Source organism: Streptomyces sp. NPDC056948 (assembly GCF_042674225.1).
In the GTDB taxonomy this organism is placed as follows: Bacteria; Actinomycetota; Actinomycetes; order Streptomycetales; family Streptomycetaceae; genus Streptomyces; species Streptomyces purpurascens.
The window spans coordinates 1-11,136 of the sequence record NZ_JBHUQX010000324.1 but is presented as its reverse complement, the minus strand read 5'-3'; the positions used below and the strand labels follow the sequence as shown (position 1 = coordinate 11,136).

The following is an 11,136-nucleotide window of genomic DNA, read 5'->3' as shown; positions in this document are numbered from 1 at the left end:
GCCCGGCTTGTTCGTCCGCCCCCCGGCGGCCCCGGCGGCGGGCCCGCCCCCCCCCCCCGACCGCGATCAGGTCGTTGAACCCGAAGACCGCGGTGATCTCCGGCCGCGCCTCCAGCAGCCGCTCCATGCCGGCCTCGCCGCCCGCCACGCTGTGCTCGGGGCACAGCACGATCCAACTGTCGTCGACGGGCAGCCCGTGCCGCCGGACCTGCTCGAGGAAGGCCTGCTTACGGGCACCAGGTCCGTGCTCGCCGTCCAGCATGCCGATCCGGCGGTGCCCGGCCTGGACCAGGTGGGCGATGCCCTGCTCGACACCGGCGGAGGCGTCGATGCCGACGGCCGCGAACCGGGTCTGCTGCGGGCCGCGCTCCAGCAGCACCAGCGGCACGCCCCCGAGGTGCCGGGTGAGCACCTCGTCCGAATCCTTGAAGTAGCCCACGACCGCGTCCGCCTGGTGGGAGAGCACGTCGAGCGCCTGCCGCTCCCTGGCCTCGTCGATACGGGAGTCCCATACGACGACCTGCCAGCCGCGCTGCTCGGCCGCCTCCAGCACTCCGGCGGCCACCTCGGGGAAGAACGGGTTGCGCAGGTCCGGGATGACCAGGCCCGCCGTCACCGCCCCCTTCTGAACGAGTCCGCGTGCGAACCGGCTGGGCCGGTAGTCCAGGAGCCGCGCCGCCTCCAGTACCCGCTCCTTGGTGCCCGGGTCGATCTCGCCCTTGTCGTTGACCGCCCGGGAGACCGTCTGGCGTGACACCCCGGCCAGTCGTGCGACGTCATGGATCGTGGCCCGGCGCCGGGCACCGTCGGGCCGCTCGTCATCCGGCTCCACCCGCTGCTTGTCGGTCCACACGCTGAGCACCTTATCCGGCGCCGCACGCGCCCCGGCAGGGGCAGCGGGCCGGTCCGCTCGGTCGTCATGCCCGGCGAACAGCGTCAGCCGCAGGCCGCCGGGGGCCTCGAGCCGGGAGTTCAGGGAGTCCCAGGGGGTGCGCGCCGGCCCGGCGACGATCTCGGCTCCGGCGTCGACCGACTTCACCGTGACGGCGACGGAGCCGTCCACCTGGAAGCCGACCTGGACATGGACCGCCACGCGCCGCCAGCCGGGCCGCCGGGCCGGATCACCGAGTCGAGTCGGACTGCCCGGCCGGGCCGAGCCCCCGAGCCCGGCGGACCCCCGAGCCCGGCGGACCCCGGAGTCCAGCCAGACCTCTGAGCCCAAGCCGGGCCCCCGCCGGATCAGCCGCAATGGCGACCGCCACCCAGCGCCCGCCCCGGCCCGAGAGGCCCCTCAGACCAGCGCGCTGTCAGAACAGCGCGCTGTACGCGTTCAGCGCCGGCTGGCCGCCGAGGTGGGCGTAGAGGACCGTGGCGTCGCGGCCGATCTCCCCGTTGGAGACCAGGTCGATCATTCCGGCCATGGACTTCCCCTCGTACACGGGGTCGGTGACCATGCCCTCCGTGCGGGCCGCGAGGCGCATCGCCGCCAGGGTGGTCTCGTCGGGGACGCCGTACGTGCCCGCGTGGTACCGCTCGTCGAGTTCGACGTCGGACTCGGTCACCTCGCGCTTGAGGCCGATGAGCTGCCCGGTGTTGTGGGCGATGCGGGCGATCTGCGTACGGGTGGCGGCCGGCTTGGCCGAGGCGTCGATGCCGAGCACGCGCCGGGGCCGCCCGCCCGCCTCCTCCAGCGCGGCGAACCCGGCGACCATGCCGGCCTGCGTCGACCCGGTCACCGAGCACACGACCACGGTGTCGAAGAAGACGCCCAGCTCCCGCTCCTGCTGCACCACTTCATGCGCCCAGGCGGCGAAGCCGAGGCCGCCGAGCGGATGATCGGAGGCACCGGCCGGGATGGCGTACGGCTTCCCGCCGCCCTCCTCGACCTCCCTGAGCGCCTGCTCCCAGCTCTCCTTGAACCCGATCCCGAACCCGGCCTTCACCAGCCGCACATCGGCCCCGGCGAGCCGGCTGATCAGGATGTTGCCGACCTTGTCGTACACGGCGTCGGGCCAGTCCACCCAGCTCTCCTGCACGAGCACGCACTTGAGCCCGGCCCGGGCGGCGACGGCCGCGACCTGGCGGGTGTGGTTGGACTGCACCCCGCCGATCGAGACGAGCGTGTCACAGCCCTGGGCGAGCGCGTCGGCGACCAGGTACTCCAGCTTGCGGGTCTTGTTCCCGCCGTACGCGACACCGGAGTTGCAGTCCTCGCGCTTGGCCCAAATTGAGGCGCCGCCGAGGTGCTCGGTCAGCCGCTCCAGACGGTGGACGGGCGAGGGCCCGAAGAGCAGGGGGTAACGCTCGTACGAGGAAAGGGGCATGGGTCCTCCCGGGTTCGGGGGTCGGTCTCAGTCGGCGAGTTCTTCCAGGCCCCGCCAGATCTCCGCCGTGACGCGGACCGCCTCGGCCACGTCACCGGCCGCACAGGCCTCGATCAGCCGCTCGTGCAGCCCGGCCGAACGGCAGCTACCGCCCTGGCCGAAGCGCCGTCGCTCCAGGCGGCGGATGAGCGGGGTGTAGCGGGCGACGGTCGCGGCGGCCGCGCGATTGCCGCTCACCCGGACGAGGACCTCGTGCAGCGCGTCGTCGGCACGCAGGGCCGTGTCCACGTCTCCGGTGCCGACGGCGGCGGCGAACCGCTCGTTGGCGGCACGCATCGCCTCGATGTCCGCGGCCTTCAGCCGGGGCACGGCGACCCGCGTCACCAGCTCGTGCATGGCGCCGACCACGGCGGCGGCGTCCCGCACGTCGGAGGCCACGAGCGGAGTCACCCGGGTGTAGCTCTGCGGCTTGCTCTCCAGCAGCCCCTCGTCCACCAGCCGGGAGAACGCCTCCCGCACCGGCGCCCGGGACAGCCCGAGCCGCTCCGCGAGCTCGGCGTCCCGCACCACCGCACCGGGTTCGATCTCCCCGGCCACGATGGCGTCCCGGATCGCCGCGTACGCCCGGTCCCTGAGCAGGGTCCGGGGCAAGGGTCGGATGGCCTCCATGAACTGAAATGTTAGATGTCAGCCACCACCACAAACAAGAGGCACGTGGCCCGCACTCCCCACGCGGTGCGGGTCACGGCCTCTCAGGCCGCCCAGGGCCAGTCGGCGTCCCGGGAGGCCTCGATCAGCGGAACCATCCGGAAGCCCGCGTCCGACAGGCCGCCGAAGGTGTGCCGGTTCGCGGTACCCGACGGGCCGTGGCCCGCCCGGTACCCGGCGAGGTTCCAGGTGTAGACCGGCACGTCGGCCGGGACCTGCTCGGTCGGGTCACCCTGGCGGTGGTGCGTGTACTGCTCGTCGGTGACGATCAGCACCCGGTCGTGCTTCCGGTAGTGCCGGCGCACCGCCTCCGTCGTGTCGGTGCCGCCCAGGTCGCCGAAGCGGTCGAGGATCTTCAGCACCGACTCGCCCTCGCGGAACCGCACGCGGTCGCTCGTCGAGCCGAACTCGACCAGGTCCGCGCGCTCCGCCCGCAGCGCGAGCGCCGTACCGAAGATCGCCGCCGCGTCGGCGCGGGTGAGCTCCGAGCGGTCGGACAGCCGGGACCAGAACATCGAGCCCGAGCGGTCCACGAGCACCAGCGTCCGGCCGGGCAGCGCGGGCACGTTGGCCAGCGAGTGGCCGAGAGCCCGCTCCAGCGCGTACGACCAGCGCAGCGACGGCGCGTGCTGGTACGCGGCGAGGTACCGGAAGGGGAACTGCCGCGAGCGCCCGACCTCCGCCGGGTCGCTGATCCGCGCGGCGACCCGCTCGGCGACCTCGTCGGACACCCCGGCCTCGTCGAAGTTCCGCAGGTTGCGCACGAGCGCCATGGTGCCCATGGACGGAATCACGGACTCCCAGGCCGCCTTGTCCATCGGCCCCTGGATCCAGCCCGCCAGCGTCTCCCACGTCATTCCGGCCGCGGCCAGCCGCTCGGCACCGCCCTCGGAGGTCACGACCGCCCGCCGCTCCTCGACCGGCAGGGCCATCAGCTCGCGGTGCGCGCCGAGGACACGGTCCGCCGCGGGCGGTACCGCGGTGTCGGGGTTGTGGCGCCGGTCGAGGGCGTAGCGGAACAGCTCACCCTGCCACGGCTTGTCCGGGTCCGGGGCCGCGTGCACGAGGTTGAGGATGTCGCCGAAGCGGTAGCCCTTGGAGGCGGTGTCGTACTTCAGCAGCGCCTTGCCGTGGTAAAGGCGGCGCACGGCGTCGGCGACACCCCGCTTGACCGGCTTCGGCACGTTCCGCCCGTACATCGCGGTCCAGTACGCGAGCAGTTCGCCGGGCTCGTCGGGCCGCTGGAGCACGGAGGCGACGACCTGCCGGTTGGACGGGCCGTCGGTCGCGCCCGCGTCCAGGCGGGCCTTGACGTACTCGGCGGCTCCGACGACCGAGGCGGTACGCAGGTTGCCCTCGCCGCGCAGCCAGCCGAGGAGGCCGGCCGTCCATGCCGGGTCGGTGACGGCGAGTTCACGCACGAGCTTCGCGAAGCGGTCGTCGCGGTCGTCGCCGGTCTCGTAGAAGGTCTGCTGCGAGACGAAGTTCGAGACGGCGAGCAGAAAGAGCTCGGAGCGGGCATCCCGCTCCCGGCCGCGGCCGCCCTCGTAGGTGCGCAGCACACGCCCTGTGGACGTCACGCGCGAGACGGGACGCGCGCGGGCTGCCTTGGAGTTGAATCGCGCCATGATGAATTCCCCCGAATTCGTTCTTACTTATTTTCGGGGGAGACGCTGCATGCAAGAAAAGAGGTGGGTGCCCGAGAACAGAAGTCGGCGACGGACTAATTCAGATGCTCTACCCATTGAGCTACAGCGACCCGAAGTCGCTGACGGGACTCGAACCCGCAACCCTCTGATCCCAGGAAGTAACCGTTGCCTTCGCACCGGGCACCCACCACATGCTGCGCCTCCCGAGATCAAGTCGGCGGCGGCGTCGGATTCTTTGGAAGAGAAGTAGCCGCTGCCATCGCACCGGGAGGTGCGTGACGTTGTGATCTCACTGTAGGAGGCGCAGCGCGGGCCTTGCGACCGAATTAATTACCGCTTCTGGCGCTTCCAGGGACCGGTGATGGCCAGCATGATGCCCGGCGTCTGAATGTTGGCGTACAGCGTCCGGCCGTCGGGAGAGAAGGTGACGCCGGTGAACTCGCTGTATTCCGGCTCCTCCTCGGTGCCGATGTTCAGATCATTGCGGGCGATCGGGTACGTCCGTCCGCTGTCGGTGGCCCCGAACAGGTGCTGCACCCCTTCCCCGTCCTCGGCGATGACGAGGCCGCCGTACGGGGAGACGGTGATGTTGTCCGGGCCGTCGAAGGCGCCGTCCTTGGAGGGGTCGGGGTTCACGCCGAGCAGGACCTTCAGCGTCAGCGTCCGGCGCTTGGGGTCGTAGAACCAGACCTGCCCGTCGTGCTGGACGGGGCTCTCCTCACGGGCGTACGAGGAGACGATGTAGGCACCGCCGTCGCCCCACCACATGCCCTCCAGCTTGCGGGCGCGGGTGACCTGGTCGTCCTTGAACTGCTTGCGCACGGGGGTGGTGCGGGCGTCGCGGTCCGGTACGTCCACCCAGTCGACGCCGTACACGGTGCCGATCTTCGTGGCGCGGGACAGGTCGTCGACGAACTTGCCGCCGGAGTCGAAGCACTTGGGCGCCTGGAGGACACCGGCGTCGTCGGCGAGCTTGCGGAACTTCCCGGGGCCGTACTCGAAGCCCCTGGGCGGGGTCCAGCGGAAGAAGAGGCCGTTGGGGGCGGCGGCGTCCTCGGTGAGGTAGGCGTGGCCGCGCTTGGGGTCGATGACGACGGCCTCGTGGTCGTAGCGGCCGAAGAACTTCAGGGGCTTGGGGCCGCGATTGGCGCGCCGGTCGCACGGATCGACCTCGAACACATAACCGTGGTCCTTGGTCATGCCGTTGACGCCGGCCTTGTCGGAGTTCTCCTCGCAGGTGAGCCAGGTGCCCCAGGGGGTGCTGCCGCCGGCGCAGTTGGTGGAGGTGCCGGCGATGCCGACCCACTCGGCGACCCGTCCGTCGGGGCGCACCTCGACGACGGTGCAGCCACCGGCGGCGGCCGGGTCGTAGACGAGGCCCTCGGTGAGCGGCACCGGGTGCTCCCAGTTGGCGCGCGGGCCCTTCAGCTCGTGGTTGTTGACGAGCAGGGTCGTACCGCGGGGACCGTCGAAGGTGGCGGTGCCGTCGTGGTTGGACGGCGTGAACTCGCCGGACTCCAGCTTCGTCCTGCCGCTGTAGGTGAGGATCCGGTACGTGAAGCCGGCGGGCAGGGCGAGGACGCCCTTGGGGTCCGGGACCAGCGGCCCGTAGCCGACTCCGTGCCGGGCTTCCGTGGACGCGTCCCCCGTGCTGTCGGTGTCGTAGGACGCGAGGGCGTTCGGTGCGGTGGCGAGGGCGCCGACACTGCCCGCCAGCGCGACACCGGCACCGGTGATCGCGGAGGTTCTGGCGAAGTCCCTGCGGGTGAGCGACATGGTGTCTCCTGTGACGGTGAGTATGCCGTGGAGGGTGGCGGACCTCGTTTCGGCAACACCGTCTCGCTCACCTGTGAACGCGAGTTGAACACCGCCCCAAGGGGCGCGGGGAACTGCGCGACAAGCCACGCCGAGCCGGCACCCACAAACCGGGATCAACCACCCTGTTGCGACCGCGCCTTGAACGCCGCCTTCCGCGCTTCCTTCGCAACCTTCTTGTCCGGATGCAACCGCCCCATCGCCTCCAGCACATCAGCCACAGCAGGATGATCCACCCGCCACACAGCCGCGAAGAACCCACTGTGCTGCTGGGCAAGCCCCTGGACCAGCGCCCGCAACTCCTCGGAGTTCCCTTCCGCGGCAAGCTGCGCGGCCACCGTGTCGATGGTCAGCCAGTAGACCATCGCCTCGGACGGCGCGGGCACATCCGCCGCCCCGTGCTCGGTCAGCCACACCCGCGCGAGCCCGCCGAGCTCGGCATCGTCGAGGACCTCCCGCAGCGCCGGCTCGGCCGAGACACCGACCAGGGACAGCGCCTGCTGGCAGCGCAGCCGTCGCAGCGGCGCACCGGCGTCCGCGCCCCGGGCCGCCGCCAGCAACTCCCGCGCGGAGGCGAGGGAGTCACGGCGGGCCAGCCACTGCTCGGTCTCGGCCTGCGCCGCGGCCGGCGGGAACCCCGCCGTGCCGTCGAGCAGCGCGTCGGCGCCCTTGTCCGCGAGGTCCCCGACGGCCGGTGCCTCGAACCCGGCCTCCAGCAGCCGGGCGCGCATCCCGTACAGCCCGAGCGGGGTGAGCCTGACCATGCCATACCGGGAGACGTCGGTGTCGTCGACGGGCGCCGCGGGCTCCTCGTCGGCATCGGCCATGAGCGCCTCGTCCACCGGCTGGTACTCCACGAACCCCACCGGCTCCAGCATCCGGAACTGGTCGTCCAGCCGCATCATCGCGTCGGACACCTGCTCCAGGACGTCGTTGGTGGGCTCGCCCATGTCGCTGGGCACGATCACCGACGCGGCCAGCGCGGGCAGCGGCACCGGCGCCTCGCCGGGCGTGTCCTCGCCGACGGTCAGCAGATAGAGGTTGCCGAGCACACCGTCGAGGAACTCGGCCTCGGATTCGGGGTCCCAGTCGAGGGAGGAGAGGTCGAGCTCGCCGTCCTCGTCGACGAGGTCCGCGAGCCCCTCCAGGTCGGGCACGCTCGCGTCGGCGAGCACCGTCTCCAGGGCGGCGAGCCACAGGGCGAGCACGTCCTGCGGCGAGCCACCGGTGAGCAGGGCCAGGTCCTCGCCCGCCCGGACGGTGCCCTCCTCCTCGTCGACGACCTCGACGAGCCCGGCATCCACGGCCACCCGCCACGCCTCACTGGCGTCGGCGGCGGCATCGTCCCCGCTCAGCCCGAGCGACTCGACCGCCGCGGGAAGCTGCTCGTCGACGAGCCCTCCCCCGGCGTCGACGCGGGTGTCCGGCCCGGCCCAGCGGGCGAGCCGGGCGGCCCGGGAAAGCAACGGCGTGGACAGTGCGGCACGTGCCAGCTCCGCTTCGGAGTGCAGCCGCACCGGCGGCAGGGGGGAGCTGTCTGACATCGGCTGTTTCTCCTAGGGCGCCTCTACGACTCAGCCGCTCAGCCTAGACGGATTTCCACCCATGCCGCCCACTTCATCTCCCCGTCAGCCGCCGTACATGGCCGAAACCTTGACAAGTGACGTGACCAGGCTGGAGATTGACGCGCGTAGAAGTCGGCGGACAGTTGTTCACCGGGCCGGCCCCACCCCGCCCGTCCGTCCACCGCCCGCTACGCGCGTCACACCGCCCGCCCCACAGGTAGCGGCAGACAGTCCACGCACCACCCTCGTCCCGGCACCTGTCATGTCCCCGGAGGGAATCCCGTTGCCGAGCAAGTCGTCCGCGCGTCTCGCCGCGCTCACCGTCGCCGCCGCGTGCTCCGCGGCATCCACGATCGTCCTCACCACCCCCGCGCACGCGGACTCGGTCCGCGTCCACGACGTCCAGGGCAGCACCCGGACCTCCCCGTACGCCGGGAAGCAGGTCACGGACGTGGCCGGAATCGTCACCGGCATCCGGACGTACGGTTCCTCCCGCGGCTTCTGGATCCAGGACCCGAACCCGGACGCCGACCCGGCGACCAGCGAGGGCGTCTTCGTCTTCACCAGCTCGGCGCCGAAGGGGGTCGCCGTCGGTGACTCCGTCACGGTCAGCGGCACGGTCTCGGAGTACGTCCCCGGCGGCACCACCTCCGGCAACCAGTCGCTGACGGAGATCACCAAGCCGACGTTCACGGTCCTCTCCAGCGGCAACGAGCTCCCCGCCGCCACCACGATCACCGCCCGGTCGGTCCCCGCCACCTACGCGCCCCCCGGCGACACGACCGCGAACGGCTCGATCAACGCCCTCCCGCTCAAGCCCTCGAAGTACGCCCTGGACCACTACGAGGCGCTGGAGGGCATGACCGTCGGCGTCTCCGACACCCGTGTCGTGGGCGCGACCGACCCGTACACCGAACTCTGGGTGACGGTGAAGCCGCACGAGAACCGCAACCGCCACGGCGGCACGGTCTACGGCTCCTACGACGCCCAGAACACCGGCCGCCTCCAGATCCAGTCCCTCGGAGCGACGGCCGACTTCCCGAAGGCGAACGTGGGCGACACCCTCACCGGCACGACGGCGGGCCCGCTCGACTACAACCAGTTCGGTGGCTACACCCTGGTCGCGAGCCGACTCGGCACGCTCAAGTCCGCCGATCTGCAGCGCGAGACGACCCGCAAGCAGCGCAGCGGCGAGCTGTCGGTAGCGACGTACAACGTCGAGAACCTCGACCCGTCCGACGGCACCTTCGCCGAGCACGCCTCCGCGATCGTGAACAATCTGAAGTCGCCGGACATCGTGTCCCTGGAGGAGATCCAGGACAACAACGGCGCGACGAACGACGGCACGGTCGCCGCCGACCAGACCCTGACCAAGCTGATCGACGCGATCGTCGCGGCCGGCGGCCCGAAGTACGACTGGCGCTCCATCGACCCGGCGAACAACACCGACGGCGGCGAGCCCGGCGGCAACATCCGCCAGGCCTTCCTGTTCAACCCGGAGCGGGTCTCCTTTACCGACCGCGCGGGCGGCGACGCCACGACGGCCACCGACGTGACGAAGATCCGCGGCAAGGCGCACCTCACGCTCAGCCCCGGCCGTATCGCCCCCGCCGACGAGGCCTGGAAGAACAGCCGCAAGCCGCTGGCCGGCGAGTTCGCCTTCCGCGGCCGCACGGTCTTCGTGATCGCCAACCACTTCAACTCCAAGGGCGGCGACCAGGGCCTGACCGCCCAGTACCAGCCGCCGTCCCGCAGCTCCGAGACCCAGCGCCACCAGCAGGCCACCCTGGTGAACGCCTTCGTCAAGGACATCCTCGACACCCAGAAGAACGCGGACGTCGTCACACTGGGCGACATCAACGACTTCGAGTTCTCCCGCACCGCCAAGATCCTCGAGGGCCGCGGCGAACTCTGGTCGGCGATCAAGTCGCTCCCCCGCAACGAGCGTTACTCGTACGTCTACCAGGGCAACAGCCAGGTCCTCGACCAGATCCTGATCAGCCCGTCGATCCGCCGCGACTGCGACTTCGAGTACGACAGCGTGCACACCAACGCGGAGTTCAACGACCAGATCAGCGACCACGACCCCCAGGTCCTGCGCTTCCGCCCGTAACCCACAAGGGCCGGCTGAACAACTGCTTCAGCCGGCCCACCCCACGTCACTCACCCGGGCACAAGCCCCAGAGCATGCGTATACCGGCTCCCGCTCGTCCCCTTCATCCTCGGATACGTCCGCACCCGCTCCCACGCACCATCACTCCCTGACCCAGCCAAGGCATCGTCATAGGCCTGGTCACTCTCCCACTCGGCGTAATTCAGCACATGCCCGCCATCGCTACTCAGATGGAAGTGAGCGGAGATCAGCCCGGCGTGCCCTTCCGGATCGTCCCCCACAGCCTTCACCACCAGGTCGACCCAATCCTCCCGCCGCGCCCCGGCCCCCTCCTCGAAGTCGATCCGCACGGTGACGATCACCCCCGGCACCCGCACGTCCCCGACGGCCCGCTCCCGGCTGCGATACCGCCGGTACCGCCCGAGCCCCACGCGCTCGATCCCCGGCACGGCGGTGTCGACCTCGTCGACCCGCTCCTGCCGATGGGTCTTCACAAACGCCTCGAACGCCTGCTCACCGCTCCACTGCGAGTGATGCATCAGCGTGGCCCCGTCATGCCCCGCGTACACGTGATACCCCAGCAGACCATCAGCGGGCCAGGGCCGCCGCTCCCACGTACGCCCGATCGCCTCCACAGTCCGCCCCTGCCGCTCGGGCGTCCCCACGCGCCAGGTGCTGAAGAGGGGAGCACCGATACGCGGGTCGGTGAGATCGGGGTGCTGCTCGGTCCGACGGCTCATTGAGAACTCCAGTCACGGTTCGCCGAATGCGTACACACCCCACCTTTCAATCTCAACCAAACTTGAGGTCAAGCGAGGGTTCAGGTACGCGGCGTCGCTGCTGAAGCCGAGTGGGTCCGCACCCCGGCGTAGCGGGGCGCCGCTGCGCCCACCCGTGCCGTCCCCAGCGGCACGCATGCCCGCAGCTCAGCGGACCCGCACCCGCGTACGCACGGAAGGGGC

The 11,136-nt window shown here is 71.1% G+C and carries 8 protein-coding genes; 1 reads left to right on the top strand and 7 read right to left on the bottom strand.

The annotated features are described in order from the left end of the window. From ACFTZL_RS32395 to ACFTZL_RS32370, 6 genes are all read right to left on the bottom strand, one after another. Positions 1-853 (bottom strand): LacI family DNA-binding transcriptional regulator (locus tag ACFTZL_RS32395; protein ID WP_382589999.1); only part of this gene is annotated, 853 nt, incomplete at its 3' end. Between the two features lie 454 nt (positions 854-1,307). After that, complete coding sequence (locus ACFTZL_RS32390) at positions 1,308-2,324, bottom strand: 1-aminocyclopropane-1-carboxylate deaminase (protein ID WP_382589996.1); 1,017 nt, start codon at positions 2,322-2,324, stop codon at positions 1,308-1,310. 27 nt (positions 2,325-2,351) lie between these two features. Continuing rightward, the gene (locus ACFTZL_RS32385; RefSeq protein ID WP_382589993.1) at positions 2,352-2,993 is read right to left on the bottom strand and encodes a GntR family transcriptional regulator; all 642 of its coding nucleotides are present in this window, start codon (positions 2,991-2,993) and stop codon (positions 2,352-2,354) included. Between the two features lie 83 nt (positions 2,994-3,076). Further along, positions 3,077-4,660 (bottom strand): TROVE domain-containing protein, encoded by a 1,584-nt coding sequence (locus tag ACFTZL_RS32380; RefSeq protein ID WP_382589990.1) that lies wholly within the window; start codon positions 4,658-4,660, stop codon positions 3,077-3,079. A 351-nt stretch (positions 4,661-5,011) separates the two neighbouring features. Next, positions 5,012-6,457 (bottom strand): alkaline phosphatase PhoX, encoded by a 1,446-nt coding sequence (locus ACFTZL_RS32375; protein ID WP_382589987.1) that lies wholly within the window; start codon positions 6,455-6,457, stop codon positions 5,012-5,014. A gap of 155 nt (positions 6,458-6,612) precedes the next feature. Continuing rightward, the gene (locus ACFTZL_RS32370; RefSeq protein WP_382589984.1) at positions 6,613-8,040 is read right to left on the bottom strand and encodes a hypothetical protein; all 1,428 of its coding nucleotides are present in this window, start codon (positions 8,038-8,040) and stop codon (positions 6,613-6,615) included. Between the two features lie 304 nt (positions 8,041-8,344). On the opposite strand from ACFTZL_RS32370, the gene ACFTZL_RS32365 reads away from it, so the two are divergent. Further along, on the top strand, positions 8,345-10,174 hold the full coding sequence (locus ACFTZL_RS32365; RefSeq protein WP_382589981.1) for an endonuclease/exonuclease/phosphatase: 1,830 nt from the start codon (positions 8,345-8,347) through the stop codon (positions 10,172-10,174). Between the two features lie 50 nt (positions 10,175-10,224). Here ACFTZL_RS32365 and ACFTZL_RS32360 read toward each other — a convergent pair whose 3' ends face one another. Next, on the bottom strand, positions 10,225-10,914 hold the full coding sequence (locus ACFTZL_RS32360) for a hypothetical protein (RefSeq protein ID WP_382589978.1): 690 nt from the start codon (positions 10,912-10,914) through the stop codon (positions 10,225-10,227). Between the last annotated feature and the right edge of the window lie 222 nt (positions 10,915-11,136).